The sequence below is a fragment of the Streptomyces sp. NPDC058008 genome, assembly GCF_042886395.1.
Classification (GTDB): Bacteria; Actinomycetota; Actinomycetes; order Streptomycetales; family Streptomycetaceae; genus Streptomyces.
Genome location: NZ_JBHVQX010000004.1, coordinates 38,750 through 53,399, shown reverse-complemented (window position 1 = coordinate 53,399; position 14,650 = coordinate 38,750). Strand labels below are relative to the sequence as shown.

General features: G+C 71.0%; 14 protein-coding genes. 6 read left to right on the top strand and 8 right to left on the bottom strand.

The annotated features are described in order from the left end of the window. Positions 1–83: 83 nt before the first annotated feature. From ACFVS9_RS05235 to miaA, 4 genes are all read right to left on the bottom strand, one after another. Entirely contained in the window at positions 84–2,228 is a 2,145-nt protein-coding gene (locus ACFVS9_RS05235) for a RelA/SpoT family protein (protein ID WP_389930154.1), read from the bottom strand. A gap of 141 nt (positions 2,229–2,369) precedes the next feature. Next, a complete protein-coding gene (gene dapF, locus ACFVS9_RS05230) occupies positions 2,370–3,242 on the bottom strand; it encodes a diaminopimelate epimerase (RefSeq protein WP_383117166.1) in 873 nt (290 codons plus the stop codon). Between the two features lie 69 nt (positions 3,243–3,311). Further along, entirely contained in the window at positions 3,312–3,749 is a 438-nt protein-coding gene (locus ACFVS9_RS05225; RefSeq protein WP_383117167.1) for a hypothetical protein, read from the bottom strand. A gap of 107 nt (positions 3,750–3,856) precedes the next feature. Next, complete coding sequence (gene miaA, locus ACFVS9_RS05220) at positions 3,857–4,795, bottom strand: tRNA (adenosine(37)-N6)-dimethylallyltransferase MiaA (RefSeq protein WP_389930150.1); 939 nt, start codon at positions 4,793–4,795, stop codon at positions 3,857–3,859. A 199-nt stretch (positions 4,796–4,994) separates the two neighbouring features. Between miaA and ACFVS9_RS05215 the strand changes: the two genes are divergently transcribed. Then, positions 4,995–5,237 carry an antitoxin gene (locus ACFVS9_RS05215; RefSeq protein WP_383117169.1) on the top strand — a complete coding sequence of 81 codons (243 nt, stop codon included), beginning with the start codon at positions 4,995–4,997 and terminating at the stop codon, positions 5,235–5,237. Positions 5,238–5,320: 83 nt separating this feature from the next. Here the strand turns inward: ACFVS9_RS05215 and ACFVS9_RS05210 are convergent, their stop codons facing one another. Together ACFVS9_RS05210 and miaB are read right to left on the bottom strand one after the other, a co-directional pair. Further along, entirely contained in the window at positions 5,321–6,040 is a 720-nt protein-coding gene (locus tag ACFVS9_RS05210; RefSeq protein WP_383117170.1) for a class III extradiol dioxygenase subunit B-like domain-containing protein, read from the bottom strand. A gap of 14 nt (positions 6,041–6,054) precedes the next feature. Next, positions 6,055–7,575, bottom strand: a complete 1,521-nt coding sequence (miaB, locus tag ACFVS9_RS05205; RefSeq protein ID WP_383117171.1) for a tRNA (N6-isopentenyl adenosine(37)-C2)-methylthiotransferase MiaB — start codon at positions 7,573–7,575, stop codon at positions 6,055–6,057. A gap of 99 nt (positions 7,576–7,674) precedes the next feature. On the opposite strand from miaB, the gene ACFVS9_RS05200 reads away from it, so the two are divergent. Continuing rightward, on the top strand, positions 7,675–8,673 hold the full coding sequence (locus tag ACFVS9_RS05200) for a TAXI family TRAP transporter solute-binding subunit (protein ID WP_383117172.1): 999 nt from the start codon (positions 7,675–7,677) through the stop codon (positions 8,671–8,673). A 16-nt stretch (positions 8,674–8,689) separates the two neighbouring features. On the opposite strand, the gene ACFVS9_RS05195 is transcribed toward ACFVS9_RS05200, so the two are convergent. Together ACFVS9_RS05195 and ACFVS9_RS05190 are read right to left on the bottom strand one after the other, a co-directional pair. Then, positions 8,690–10,084, bottom strand: coding sequence for an ATP-binding protein (locus ACFVS9_RS05195; RefSeq protein WP_389930145.1), 1,395 nt, complete (start codon positions 10,082–10,084; stop codon positions 8,690–8,692). 14 nt (positions 10,085–10,098) lie between these two features. Beyond that, positions 10,099–10,791 (bottom strand): response regulator transcription factor, encoded by a 693-nt coding sequence (locus ACFVS9_RS05190; RefSeq protein ID WP_383117174.1) that lies wholly within the window; start codon positions 10,789–10,791, stop codon positions 10,099–10,101. Positions 10,792–11,150: 359 nt separating this feature from the next. Here ACFVS9_RS05190 and ACFVS9_RS05185 point away from each other — a divergent pair, with 359 nt between their 5' ends. The 4 genes from ACFVS9_RS05185 to ACFVS9_RS05170 all read left to right on the top strand — a co-directional run bounded on the left by ACFVS9_RS05185 (position 11,151) and on the right by ACFVS9_RS05170 (position 14,616). Next, a complete protein-coding gene (locus ACFVS9_RS05185; protein ID WP_383117175.1) occupies positions 11,151–11,936 on the top strand; it encodes an amino acid ABC transporter ATP-binding protein in 786 nt (261 codons plus the stop codon). A 32-nt stretch (positions 11,937–11,968) separates the two neighbouring features. Continuing rightward, positions 11,969–12,892, top strand: a complete 924-nt coding sequence (locus ACFVS9_RS05180) for a glutamate ABC transporter substrate-binding protein (protein ID WP_383117176.1) — start codon at positions 11,969–11,971, stop codon at positions 12,890–12,892. Between the two features lie 141 nt (positions 12,893–13,033). Then, a complete protein-coding gene (locus tag ACFVS9_RS05175; RefSeq protein WP_383117177.1) occupies positions 13,034–13,681 on the top strand; it encodes an amino acid ABC transporter permease in 648 nt (215 codons plus the stop codon). Next, positions 13,678–14,616: an amino acid ABC transporter permease gene (locus ACFVS9_RS05170; RefSeq protein ID WP_383117178.1), complete on the top strand. Its 939-nt coding sequence runs from the start codon at positions 13,678–13,680 to the stop codon at positions 14,614–14,616. The genes ACFVS9_RS05175 and ACFVS9_RS05170 overlap by 4 nt, the downstream gene beginning before the upstream one ends. Positions 14,617–14,650 lie beyond the last annotated feature (34 nt).

Genomic DNA, 14,650 nt, shown 5'->3' with positions numbered 1-14,650 from the left:
TCCGCGCGGGGGTGGCGCGCGCCGCACCACCCGAACGGGGTCGCCGGGCAGCGGCAAGCGGCGAGCGGCGGGATCCGGGGCGGTCAGCCCGTGGCGGCGGGCTGCTGGGCGCGGCTCACGTCGTACACGCCGGGGACGTCGCGCATCGCCCGCATGAGGCCGGGCAGCCCCGCCGCGTCCGGCAACTGGAGCGTGTAGGTGTGGCGGACGCGCTGTTCGCTGGGCGGCTCGACGGTCGCCGACACGATGGCGGCGTCCGCGGTCGCGATGGCCTCGGTGAGGTCGGCCAGGAGCCGGGGGCGCCCGAAGGACTCGGCGACGAGGGTGACCCGGTAGTCGGCGGTCCCGCGCCGGTCGTCCGGGGCGTTCCAGCGTGCCCCGACGGCCGCCCGTCCGATCGCCCGCATACGGGCCACCGCCGGGCACTCCTCGCGGTGCACGGTGACCGCCCCTCCGCGCACCGTGAATCCGGCGATGGCGTCGGGCGGGACGGGGGTGCAGCAGCCGGCGAGCCGGACCTGGGCACCCGGCGTGTCCACGGCCACGGAAGGGTCGCCGCCCGCCGTCCTGGCGCGGCTGCCGGGGGCCTCCTCGGGCTGGGCCTGCGGCCTGGGCGCGTCGGGCCCGCTCCGGTGGGGTCCCGCCGGGCCGGCGGGATGGGCGTCGAGCCAGGCGGTGATCGCGATCCGGGCTGCGGGGGTGCGCGCGTGGTCGAGCCACTCCGGGGAGGGGCCGGAGGAGGCGTCCTGGGCGAGCAGCAGCTGCACGGTGTCGCCGTCGTTCAGCGCGGTGCTGAGCGTGGCCAGCCGGCCGTTGACGCGGGCTCCGATGCAGCCGTGCGCCTCGTCGCCGTACTGCGCGTAGGCGGCGTCCACGCAGCTGGCTCCGGCGGGCAGTCCGAGCGTCCCGCCGTCGGTGCGGAAGACGGTGATCTCCCGGTCCTGTGCGAGATCGGCGCGGAGTGTGGCCCAGAACGTGTCCGAGTCCGTCGCCGACTCCTGCCAGTCCAGGAGTCGGGAGAGCCAGCCGGGCCTGGTCGGGTCGGCGCGCTCGCCGTCCGCGGGTTCCGCCAGGTGCGCGGCGGTGGTGCCGTCCTGGGTGTACGGGTTGCCGAGCGCGACGACGCCCGCCTCGGCGACCTTGTGCATCCGGTGCGTACGGATGAGCACTTCGGCGACCGCGCCCTCGGGACCGACGACCGCCGTGTGCAGTGACTGGTAGAGGTTGAACTTGGGGGCCGCGATGAAGTCCTTGAACTCGGAGATCACCGGCGTGAAACAGGTGTGCAGTTCACCCAGGACGGCGTAACAGTCGGCGTCCTCCCCGACCAGCACCAGCAGCCGTCCGAAGTCGGTGCCCCGCATCTCGCCGCGTTTGATCCTCACCCGGTGCACGGAGACGAAGTGGCGTGGTCTGATGAGCACTTCGCCGTTGATGCCGGCTTCCCGCAGTGTCGCCCTGACGGCGTCGGCGATCTCGGTGAGCGGGTCCTGCGCACCGTCCCGGGCGGAGATCAGGGCCTGGGTCCGCGCGTACTCCTGCGGGTGCAGGATCGCGAAGACGAGGTCCTCCAGCTCGGTCTTGAGGGCCTGTACACCGAGGCGTTCGGCGAGCGGGATGAGCACGTCCCTGGTGACCTTGGCGATCCTGGCCTGCTTCTCGGGCCGCATGACGCCGAGCGTGCGCATGTTGTGCAGCCGGTCGGCGAGTTTGATCGACATGACGCGGACGTCGTTGCCGGTGGCGACGAGCATCTTGCGGAAGGTCTCGGGCTCGGCGGCCGCTCCGTAGTCGACCTTCTCCAGCTTGGTGACCCCGTCGACCAGGTAGCAGACCTCGTCGCCGAACTCCTGCCGCACCTGGTCGAGCGTCACCTCGGTGTCCTCGACCGTGTCGTGGAGCAGGGAGGCCGTCAGGGTCGTGGTCTCGGCGCCGAGTTCGGCGAGGATCAGGGTGACCGCGAGCGGATGGGTGATGTAGGGCTCGCCGCTCTTGCGCATCTGTCCGCGGTGGGAGGACTCGGCCAGGACGTAGGCCTTGCTCAGGATGGCCAGATCGGCGTCCGGATGGTGCGCGCGGTGTGCGTCCGCCACGTGCCCGATGGCGTCGGGGAGCCGGTCACGGGAGACCGGCCCGAGCAGGGCGACCCTGCCCAGCCTGCGCAGATCGATCCGTGCGCGACCGCGCTTGCGAAGGGGAGCACCTGGGTTGGCGGCCTCTGCGCTCATGGGGGCACCTCCGGCGACGTCGACCGGCGGTGGAGGAGTGCGGATGCACCCCAGGGCCGGTGCTTGATGCTATCGACCCCACCACGTGGCGCAGTACAGCTCTCGCCCAGCGTGAAACGGATCACCCATTCGAGCGAAGCTCTACCCGATCATCGTTTCGACCCAGGAGGGATCGATGACGCCCTCGGCGACGATCACCGCGGGACCCGTCATGTCGATCCCGCCGTCGGGGTGTTCGGTGATGACGAGGGTGCCTCCGGGGAGGTCCACGGTGTACGTGACGGGGACTCCGGTCCGTGCCGGGTCCACGCCGTCCCGGCGTGCGGCGGCGACGGCCACGGCGCAGGCACCCGTGCCGCAGGAGCGGGTCTCACCGGAGCCGCGCTCGTGGACGCGCATGGCGACGTGGCGCGGGCCGCGGTCCGCGACGAACTCGATGTTGACCCCGTCGGGGTAGACGGACCGCGGGCCGAACGGCGGTACGGAGAGCAGGTCCCCGGCGTGGTCCAGGTCCTCGACGAACGCGACGGCGTGCGGATTGCCCATGTTCACGTTCCGGGCGTCCCAGCTGCGCCCGTCCACCGTGACCGTGACACCGGCGTCGGGCAGCGCCGCCCGCCCCATGGAGACCGTGATGTCGCCGTCCTTGGCGATGTGCACCCGCTTGACCCCGCCGCGGGTCGCGACGGCCAGGTCGCCCACGGCTGCGAACCCGGCGCGCAGCAGGTAGCGCGCGAAGACACGCACCCCGTTGCCGCACATCTCCGCGACCGACCCGTCGGCGTTGCGGTAGTCCATGAACCACTCGGCCTGGTCCGCCATCCCTTCGGCGTCGGGGTGCGCCGCGGACCGTACGACGTGCAGCAGGCCGTCACCGCCGATGCCCGCCCGCCGGTCGCAGAGCCGGGCGACGGCGGAAGCCGGCAGGCCGAGGGCGTTGTCCGGGTCGGGAACGATCACGAAGTCGTTCTCGGTGCCGTGGCCCTTGAGGAAGGCGATCTGCGGAGTGCTCACGCGATCCACTGTACGAGGCGCCACCGGAAGCTCGCGGAGCCGGGGCCGTACGGTGCGCGGCGGGGCTTCTCAGCGGAGGCGGGCGACGCGCCAGACGGCGAGGGCGACGAGCGCCACGGAGACGGCGACGTACAGCGTGATCACCCGCCAGTCGGGGCGCTCGTCGGATCCCCTGGCCGGCAGGCCGGGCCAGGTGTGGCCCACCCGGCGGGCGGCCATCATGCCCCAGCCCGCCGCACAGCAGCTGATCAGCAGTCCCAGCATCGCCACCACGGCACCGCCGCCGCCGAACTCGAAGGCGAGCGGGAAGGCGAACATCAGGGAACCGACCGCCGCCAGCACCACGATCGGCGCGAGCTGCCAGACACGCATCCGCCGGGCCGGGCGGAGCTCGACCTCGACCTCGGGGACGACATCGAGGTCGTCGGGCCCGTCAGGGCTCAGACGTCCCGCCACGTGCTGCGCATCCGGTGCGTCTCGGTCTGTGTCGCGAGGGCCGGCCTCCATCGCCACGCGCCCTCCCAACTCGGACTCCACTGGTCGATCGATGCTCGATGATGGCACGGCCCCGGCCGCCGGAATGACGGGCAGAGCGTCCCGATGCCATCACGTGATCAGGCTGTGACCGCTCGTTCGACCAACGCCAGCGCCCGGTCAGGGAGTTCCCCGCGCTGTTCCTCGGCACCGCTCAGCCACCGGACGCGCGGGTCGCGCCGGAACCAGGAGTCCTGACGGCGCGCGAAGCGTTTGGTGGCGCGCACGGTCTCCGCGCGCGCCTCCTCCTCGCTGCACTCCCCCGCGAGCGCCGCCAGCACCTGCTGGTAGCCGAGGGCGCGCGAGGCGGTGCGCCCCTCCCGCAGTCCCCTGGTCCCCAGCTCGCGCACCTCCTCCACGAGGCCGGCCTCCCACATCCGGTCCACGCGCGTGCGGATGCGCTCGTCGAGTTCGGGGCGTTCCACGTCCACACCGATCTGGAGGGCGTCGTAGACCGCCTCGTCACCCGGGAGATTGGCGGTGAAGGGCTTGCCCGTGATCTCGATGACCTCCAGGGCACGGACGATGCGGCGCCCGTTGCTGGCCAGGATGGCGCGGGCGGCCTCGGGGTCCGCCGCCGCGAGCCGGGCGTGCAGGACGCCGGAACCGTGCTCCGTCAGCTCCTGTTCGAGCCGGGCGCGCACGCCGGGGTCCGTTCCGGGGAATTCGAGGGCGTCGATCGCGCCCTTCACGTACAGACCGGAACCGCCCACCAGGACCGGGGTACGCCCCTTGGACAGCAGCCGGTCGATCTCGGCACGGGCGAGCCGCTGGTACTCGGCGACGCTCGCGGCCTCGGTGACGTCCCAGATGTCCAGCAGGTGATGGGGAACACCGTCACGCTCGGGGAGGGTCAGCTTCGCGGTGCCGATGTCCATGCCCCGGTAGAGCTGCATCGAGTCGGCGTTGACCACCTCGCCACCGAGCCGCTGGGCGAGGAAGACACCCAGATCGGACTTGCCGGCCGCGGTGGGACCGACGACCGTGATGACGCGGGGGGTGGGAGCTGGTGTTCTCACCCGGACAGTCTCCCAAACTTCGGGACACGTCCCGACCCGGGACGAGGGGTGATCTTCCGGTCCTTCCGCCGTCCGGCCCGCCGCTCCGCCCCCGGGTGACGCCTTCCCCGCCCGGTGCGCGCGGGCACGTCGAGCTGCGCGTGCGCGCTCACGGACGGCTAAAATGTGACTACAGTCCCCCAGCACGGAAGGTGACCCCATGGGTTTCCTGGACAACCTGAAGGCCAAGCTGGCCCCGGCCAAGGAAAAGGTCGGCGACCTCGCGCAGCAGCACGGGGACAAGATCGACCAGGGCCTCGACAAGGCCGCCCGCACGGTCGACGAGAAGACCAAGGGCAAGTACAGCGACAAGATCGTGTCCGGCACGCAGAAGGCCAAGGACGCGGTCGACCGCCTCGGCAACAAGAACGAGGGCGGTACCCCTCCCCCGCCCGCGTCCTGACGCGGGTCCCGGTGGGGCCGAGGGCCGTGGAGCGCAGTCGCTCCGCGGCCCTCAGCCGTGCCGGGTGGAGGGCCCGGAGCGGTTCACGACCAGGCGGCGACGGTGTACCCCACGCCGTACGGGGCGTCCTCGTACAGCAGCTGACCGCCGAGGCCGGCGCCCCGGGCCGCGCCGGCGAGCACCTGCCAGGGAGCCCGGCCCGCAGCCTTCAGTTCGTGCGCGAGGGAGGCGTCCAGGGCGCTCAGCGCGGCGAGGTCCGCGCGGCCCAGCGCCCGGGTGGCCCCGGCGTCGAAGGCGGCCGCCCGCTCGTCCAGGTAGCCGGGCGCCTTGACCGTGCGGCAGGCGCTGCCGTCGCCCATGACCAGCAGTGCGACGCGGTCCGCCCTGGCCGCCAGACCGGCCCCGGCCCGCAGGCAGCGGTCGGCGGCGAGCTCCTCCCCCACGCCGAGCCCTTCGGCCGGGGCGGCGTCCCACCGGGCCCGGCCCAGCAGCCAGGCACCCACGGCGAGGGAGGCCGGGAGCGGGCTGCCCGGTGCGGGGGTCCCGGCGGGGGCCTCACCCAGCCGCACGGTCAGGCCGACGCCGAATCCGTCGAAGGAACCCGCCGAACCGGGTGGGAACGCCCTCAGCCCCTCCCGCCCGTCGGGCCCGGCCACGATCAGCAGGTCCGGCCGCGCGGCGGCCAGCACGCCCAGGGCGTCGAGGCACGCGTTCCTCGCGGCGTCGAGCTCGGGTCCCGCCCCCGCGGCCACCTCGGGGACCAGGAGGGGCGGGCAGGGGCAGACGGCGGCGGCGGCAAGCATGCCGGTCAGCGTACTCAGTCGCAGCCGCATCCCGGGGTGGCGGCCGCCGGAAGCGGGGCGGGCGCGCCGATGCCGGGCAGCCCCAGCATGACGCCGGCCGGGCGGGCGGGCGGGGTGGCGGTGCGCTTCTCCCAGGCGTCTCCCGACCGGGTGCGCCGGACGCCCAGGGGCGCGCCCTCGGCGAGCAGGTGGTGCGGGGCGGCGTAGGTGATCTCGACCGTGACCACGTCCCCGGGGCGCACGTCCTGGGACGGCTTGGTGAAGTGGACCAGCCGGTTGTCGGGGGCGCGGCCGGAGAGCCGGTGCGTGGCGCCGTCCTTGCGGCCCTCGCCCTCCGCGACCATGACCTCAAGGGTGCGGCCGACCTGCTTCTTGTTCTCGTCCCAGGAGATCTCCTCCTGGAGGACGGACAGACGCATGTAGCGCTCCTGGACGACCTCCTTGGGTACCTGCCCCTCCATGTCGGCGGCGGGCGTCCCGGGGCGCTTGGAGTACTGGAAGGTGAAGGCGTTGGCGAAGCGGGCCCGGCGCACGGCGTGCATGGTCTGCTCGAAGTCCTCCTCGGTCTCCCCGGGGAAGCCGACGATGATGTCGGTGGAGATGGCGGCGTCCGGCATGGCGGCCCGCACCTTCTCGATGATCCCGAGGAAGCGCTCCTGGCGGTAGGAGCGGCGCATGGCCTTGAGGACCGTGTCCGAGCCCGACTGCATCGGCATGTGCAGCTGGGGCATCACGTTCGGCGTCTCGGCCATGGCGGCGATCACGTCGTCGGTGAAGTCACGCGGGTGGGGCGAGGTGAACCGGACGCGCTCCAGCCCCTCGATCGTGCCGCAGGCCCTCAGCAGCTTGGAGAACGCCTCGCGGTCCCCGATGTCGGATCCGTAGGCGTTCACGTTCTGGCCGAGCAGCGTGATCTCGCTGACGCCCTCGGCGACGAGCGCCTCGATCTCGGCCAGGATGTCGCCGGTGCGGCGGTCCTTCTCCTTGCCGCGCAGGGCCGGGACGATGCAGAACGTGCAGGTGTTGTTGCAGCCCACGGAGATCGACACCCACGCGGCGTACGCCGACTCGCGGCGGGTGGGCAGTGTGGAGGGGAACGCCTCCAGGGACTCGGCGATCTCGACCTGCGCCTCCTCCTGGACGCGGGCGCGCTCCAGGAGCACCGGCAGCTTGCCGATGTTGTGCGTCCCGAAGACGACGTCCACCCACGGGGCGCGCCGCACGATGGTGTCGCGGTCCTTCTGGGCCAGACAGCCGCCGACGGCGATCTGCATCCCGGGGCGCTTCGTCTTCATGGGGGCGAGGCGGCCGAGGTTGCCGTAGAGCTTGTTGTCGGCGTTCTCACGCACCGCGCAGGTGTTGAAGACGACGACATCGGCGTCGCCGTCGGACCCCTCGGGGGCGCGCACGTATCCGGCGCCCTCCAGCAGCCCCGACAAGCGCTCGGAGTCGTGGACGTTCATCTGGCACCCGTAGGTGCGTACCTCGTAGCTCTTCTGGACGTCCACTGCTTCGCTCCGGTTGCCGCTGGTCATGGGACAAGGGTAGGCGGTGGCGGCACCCCTCCCGCCGCCGGAGCCCGCGGCCCCCGCCCGGCCTGGCCAGGACGGGGCACGGCCTGGCAGGATCGCGCCATGCTGCACGCACTGTCCCGGTTCGGCCGGCGCCGCATCCTCCTGGGGGGTGCCTCCGCCGCGGTCGTGCTCGGGCTGCTGCTGTGGTGGGTGCTCCCGCTCGGGAGCGGCCGGCCCAGCGGATCGCTCACGTTCTCCACCGGTGTGCGGAGCGGGGTCTACGAGCGCTACGGGCAGCGGCTGGAGGGCGCGCTGGCCAAGGACATGCCCGAGGTCTCGATACGCCTGCGGACCAGCGAGGGCTCCCAGCAGAACATCGAACGGGTCGCGACCGGGAAGGCCGACTTCACCATCGCCACGGCGGACGCCGTCGCGACGTACCTGCAGAGCGGGAAGCCGGGCGCCGAACGGCTGCGGGGCTGCGTCCGGCTGTACGACGACTACATCCAGCTGATCGTGCCCCGCGACTCCGGGATCCGTAAGGTCGCCGACCTGCGGGGCAAGCGGGTCGGGGTGGGGCAGAAGGGGTCCGGCGTCCTCCTGGTGGCCGACCGGCTGATGAAGGCCGCCGGCATCGATCCGGCCACGGACGTCACTCCCGTGCAGGCGGGGATCGACACCATGCCGGCGAGGCTGGCGGACGGCCGGCTGGACGCGTTCTTCTGGTCGGGCGGACTGCCGACCGGAGCGGTGGAGGACCTCTCGGAGAAGTTCTCGATCCGGCTGGTACCGCTGGAGGAGCCGCTGATAGACGAGCTCCAGGCGGTCGGCGGGTCCACGCGCTACTACCGCTCCGCCGTGATGCCCGCCGACGCCTACCAGCACGCCCAGCAGGGCCAGACGGTGCCGACGGTGGCCGTCTCCAACCTGCTGATCACGACGGACCGCACGGATCCGCTGATGACCGAGGCGTTCACCAGGACCGTGATCGACAGCCGGGACCGCATCGGCCGCGAGGTGCACTCGGCGCAGCTGGTCGACCTGCGGACGGCGATCTACACCGATCCGCTGCCGCTGCACGAGGGCGCCAGGCGCTACTACCGCTCGGCCAAGCCCTGAGGGACCGGTGCGGGGCTCACGGCTGCGGGGGGTTGCGCGGCACGGTGACCGTCACCCGCAGGCCGTGGGGCTCGTGCGGGTCGTAGCGGATCGAGCCGCCGCCCGCCGCGAGCAGGGCCCGCGAGATGGAGAGCCCGAGGCCGGATCCCTTGATGTTCTGGTGCCGGCCGCTGCGCCAGAAGCGGTCTCCGACGCGCTCCAGTTCCTGCTCGGTCAGACCAGGCCCGCGGTCGGCGACGACGACCGTGGCCCCCGCGCCGTCGGATCCCGCCGTGACCAGGACCTCCTCGCCCCGGGGGGTGAACTTCAGCGCGTTGTCGATGACGGCGTCCAGGGCGCTGGAGAGGGCGATCGGATCCGCCCAGCCGGTCACCGCGGGCGCCCCGTCCAGGGTCAGCCGTACGCCCTTCTCCTCGGCCAGCGGACGCCATGAGGCGACCCGTTCGCCGGTGAGCGCGGCGATGTCGGTGAGCTGGAGGTCGGCCGCCGTGTGCTCGGCCAGCGCCAGGTCCAGCAGGTCGTCGAGGACCTGGGCGAGGCGCTTGCCCTCGGTGCGGACCGAGGCGATCTCCTCGTTGCCCTCGGGGAGTTCGAGGGCGAGGAGCTCGATGCGCAGCAGCAGGGCGGCCAGCGGGTTGCGCAACTGGTGCGAGGCGTCGGCGACGAAGGCGCGCTGCTGCTCCAGCACGTCCTCGACGTTGTCGGCCATCTCGTTGAACGAGCGGGCCAGCCGCCGGAGTTCCGGGGGGCCTCCGGACGCGGCGACCCGCGACCTCATCCGTCCGCTCGCTATGTCGTGCGTGGCGGCGTCCAGGACGCGTACGGGCAGGAGCACCCAGCCGGTGAGGCGGAACGCGGCGCCGACCGCCACCAGCATGGCCGCGCCCTCGCCGAGCGCGATGAGCAGCCAGCCGCGCAGGGTCCGGGACCGCATGTCCCCGGTGGGCGACTCCGTCACCACGACGGCGATCACGTCGCCGTCGCGCACCACCGGGGAGGCGACGACGATCCGGCCGTCCTGCCAGGGCCACACCTGGGACGGGTCGTGGGAGCGGCGGCCGAGGAGGGCTTCCCTGAAGGCCTCCCGGCCCTCCCCCTCCGCGGGCAGGGCCCAGGAGTCGGGGGCCTTCGCGAGGGCTCTGTCGTCGCGGTAGAAGACTCCTGCCCTGATCCCGTACACCGAGTTGTAGGCCTCGAGTTCGGTCTGCAGGATCCGCTGCCGCTCCTCGGTGCCCCGGAGGGGTTCGTCGACGAACTGGGCGAGCGCGCCGAACCGGGCCGTGTCGTCGATCCGGTCGATGACCACCCGCTGCTGTTCGGCGGCGGCCACGCGCACGGCGAGCGGGAAGCCCAGGGCGAGCAGCACGGCGGCCATCAGGACGATGAGCAGGGGGAGCAGGCGGGTGCGCACGGAGCGTCAGGTCCTCAGGCAGGCGGCGGGACGAGCCGGTAGCCGACGCCCCGTACGGTCTCGACCAGTGCGGGCAGCCGCAGCTTGGAGCGCAGGGACGCGACGTGCACCTCCAGGGTGCGGCCCGTTCCCTCCCAGCTCGTCCGCCACACCTCGCTGATGATCTGCTCCCGGCGGAAGACCACACCGGGACGCTGGGCCAGCAGCGCGAGCAGGTCGAACTCCTTGCGGGTGAGCTGGACCTCCTGGCCGGCGACGCTGACCCTGCGGGTGGGCAGCTCGATGTGGACCGAACCGATCCGCAGGGCGGCGAGCGGTGTCGGGCCGGTGTCCTCCCCGGCCGTCCTGCGCCGGGCGACGGCGTGGATCCGGGCCAGCAGTTCACCGGTGTCGTACGGCTTCACCACGTAGTCGTCGGCGCCGAGGTTGAGGCCGTGGATCCTGGAGCGGACGTCGGACCTCGCGGTCACCATGATCACGGGGATCGCCGAGCGCTTGCGGATCTTCCCGCACACCTCGTAGCCGTCCTGGTCGGGCAGCCCGAGATCCAGGAGAACGACCCCGAAGGGCTCCTTGTCGGCCGGCAGCAGCGCCCGGAGGGCCTCCTCGCCGCTCCGGGCGTGCACGACCTGGAAACCGTGCCGCGCGAGTACGGCGGACAGGGCGGCGGCGACGTGGTTGTCGTCCTCGACGAGCAGCAGTCTCATGACCCCCCTCTCCGCCTCTTCTCTTCTTTTCCCGTGGTCTTCCGTGACGGCCCGGAACCGTACGTGACGGTCCACCGCTGTTCGGTCGGGTGCACCTTCCCGTACAGGCGCGATTCACGTCATCCCCGTACCCAGGCATCCACGCCGATGACAGGCGGCCCAGTCAAGCCCCTGCCCGTTACCACCAGGTTTCCGTTACCCACCCGGTACGCCGACGAGGGCTCCGCCTCGCCCTGTTCACGCGGTGTGTCCGGTTGCGGCCGGATCGTTATGCTCAATTTCCGCTCAGATGTAATGACGCTGGTAGCACTGCGTCACTAGGGTCCTTCCCTAACCGAGGAGGACGGAGCAAGAAGCCGATGAGCGGAGTTTCAGTGACCAAGGCCGCCGAGGATGCCGCGCCCGCGGGCGACGACCTTGTCGTACTGAGCAACGTCAACAAGCACTTCGGCGCGCTGCATGTGCTCCAGGACATCGATCTGACCATCGCCCGTGGCGAGGTCGTCGTAGTCATCGGACCCTCCGGGTCCGGGAAGTCCACGCTGTGCCGCACGATCAACCGCTTGGAGACGATCGACTCGGGTGCGATCTCGATCGACGGCAAGCCGCTGCCGCAGGAGGGCAAGGAGCTCGCCAGGCTGCGTGCCGATGTCGGCATGGTCTTCCAGTCGTTCAATCTCTTCGCACACAAGACGGTGCTCGAGAACGTGATGCTGGGCCAGGTCAAGGTTCGCGGGACGGACAAGAAGGCTGCCGAGGAGAAGGCCCGGAACCTGCTCGACCGGGTAGGGGTCGGCGTGCAGGCGGACAAGTATCCGGCGCAGCTCTCCGGCGGCCAGCAGCAGCGCGTCGCCATCGCCCGTGCGCTGGCCATGGATCCCAAGGTCATGCTCTTCGACGAGCCCACGTCGGCGCTCGACCCGGAGATGATCAACGAGGTGCTCGAGGTCATGCAGCAGCTGGCCCGGGAGGGGATGACCATGGTCGTCGTCACCCACGAGATGGGCTTTGCCCGTTCGGCCGCCAACCGTGTGGTCTTCATGGCGGACGGGAAGATCGTCGAAGAGGCGACTCCCGACCAGTTCTTCAGTAATCCGCGCAGCGACCGGGCCAAGGACTTCCTGTCGAAGATCCTTCACCACTGACACCGACGACCTACGACACAAGGATTGTTCACATGAAGCTCCGCAAGTCGGCCGCTGTCGCGGCCATCGCCGTGATCGCCCTGACCGCGACCGCCTGTGGCGGCAAGGAGGGCTCCGCCGGAGACAAGCCGTCGGGCGTCAAGCCCGGTTCGTCGGAGGCCCCCAAGCTGCCGACGTACACCGTCGCCACCGGTGTCGACCTGGACTCGCCCACCTTCAAGGAGGCGAAGAAGCGCGGGAAGCTGGTCATCGGCGCCAAGGCCGACCAGCCGTACCTCGGCTTCGAGGACCAGTCGACCAAGGAGCGCTCCGGCTTCGACATCGAGATCGCCAAGATGATCGCGGCCGACCTCGGCTTCTCGGACAAGCAGATCGAGTGGAAGACCGTCGACTCGGGCATCCGCGAGACGGCCATCTCCAAGGGCCAGGTCGACTACTTCGTCGGTACCTACACGATCAACGACGAGCGCAAGAAGCAGGTCGGCTTCGCGGGCCCGTACTACAAGGCCGGCGCGGACCTGCTGGTGCGCAAGGACGATTCCTCCATCACCGGCAAGGAGTCGGTGAAGGGCAAGAAGGTCTGCTCGATCGTGGGTTCCACCCCGCTCCAGGAGATCAAGAAGCCCGAGTACGGCGCGCAGGTCGTCGAGCTCGCCAAGTACTCGGACTGCGTGCAGCAGCTCCTGACCAAGCAGGTCGACGCCGTCACCACCGACGACTCGATCCTCAAGGGCTACGCCGCCGCCAACTCCGGCAAGCTCAAGGTCGTCGGCAAGCCGTTCACCGAGGAGCCCTACGGCGTCGGTCTGAACAAGGACGACAAGGTGCTCCGCGAGGCGATCGACAAGTCGCTGGAGGACCACGTCAAGGACGGCACGTACAAGCAGATCTACGAGGCCACCCTGGGCCTGTCGGGTTCGGAGTACACCGAGCCGCCGGCCATCGAGCGCTACTGACGCAGCCGCGTCGCTGACGTCCCGACACTGACGCCTCCCCGCGTGAGTGAGACGTCCCGCAGGCCGCCGTCCTGAGCACGACGGCCTGCGGGGCGCCCCTTCCCCTGCCCTGATGCCGCTGACCGCCGACGCGGAGACCCCATGAACGTATTGCTCGACAACTTCCCGGAATACCGCGACGGCTTCATAGGCACCGTGTCGATCACCGTGATCAGCTCGGTCATCGCTCTGGTCCTGGGCGTCGCCATAGCCGGCTGCCGGGTCTCGCCCGTGCCGCCGCTGCGCTACTTCGGCACCGCTTGGGTGACCCTGCTGCGCAACACGCCGCTCACCCTCCTGTTCCTGATCTTCTTCTTCGTGGTGCCGGAGATCCTCTTCCCGGGCATGAGCCCCTTCCTGCTCGGCTCGCTGGCCCTCGGTTTCTACACCTCCTCCTTCGTGTGCGAGGCGGTCCGCTCGGGCATCAACACCGTTCCCCTGGGGCAGGCCGAGGCCGCGCGCTCCATCGGGATGACGTTCGCCCAGACCCTGCGCATCGTCGTCCTGCCGCAGGCCACCAGGTCCGTCATCCCGCCGCTGAGCAGCATCTTCATCGCGCTCACGAAGAACTCGGCGATCGCCGGCGCCTTCAGCGTCGCCGAACTCTTCGGCTGGCAGAAGCTGATGAGCGACCGGGGTTACGAGATCACCCCCATCTTCATCTGGGTGGCCCTGGGCTACCTGGTCGTCACGTTCGCCATCAGCGGTCTCTTCCGGCTGCTCGAGCGCCGTATGGAGGTCGCCCGATGAGTGCCAGCGTTCTCTACGACGCACCGGGCCCCAAGGCCGCTGTCCGCAACCGCGTCTACGCCGTGGTCGGCAGCCTCGCCATCCTGGCCCTGATCGCCGTCAGCGTGGTGCGGCTGTCCGACAAGGGGCACCTCGCCCCCGAGATGTGGGACATCTTCAACTACGCGGGCATCCGGCAGAACATCGCCGACGCCGTGCTCGCCACCCTCAAGGCCTTCGGTCTGGCGGCGATCGGCTCGCTGATCCTCGGGGTCCTGCTCGCCGTCGGCCGGCTCTCCGACCACAAGCCGATCCGCTGGTTCGCGATCACCTTCATCGAGCTCTTCCGCTCGATCCCGCTGCTGATCACGATCTACGCCATCTGGGTCGGCTTCCTCACCGACTACTCGATGTGGGCCCTGGCGCTCGGACTGTCCGTCTACAACGGCTGTGTCCAGGCCGAGGTGCTGCGCGCGGGCATCAACTCCGTGCCCAAGGGCCAGAGCGAGGCGGCGTACGCCCTCGGGATGAGCAAGACCCAGGTCATGCTCAGCGTGCTGATGCCGCAGGCGGTCCGCGCGATGCTGCCGACGATCATCAGCCAGCTGGTGGTCACCCTCAAGGACACCTCGCTCGGCTTCATCATCCTGTACCCGGAGCTGCTCCAGACGGCGCGTCTGATCGCCTCCAACACGCAGGTCAACGCCCAGTACCCGTACGTCTCGACCATCGCGGTCATCGGCACGATCTACGTGACGATGTGTCTGATCCTGTCGGCGCTCGCCACCTGGATCGAGAAGCGCGGCCGGCGGGCCAAGACCGGTATCGCGGTCGCCCCCGCCGCCGAGACGCCGGGCGTCCTGCCGGGCGGTGGCCTCGCGGGGCCCCCGGCCGAGGAGGAGCCCGCGGCCGGTGCGGGCACCGCCGCGAACGAGGAGGGCGGCAGGAAGGACTGACGCGTCGGGCGTCCGTTCCTCCGGCAACGGCTGC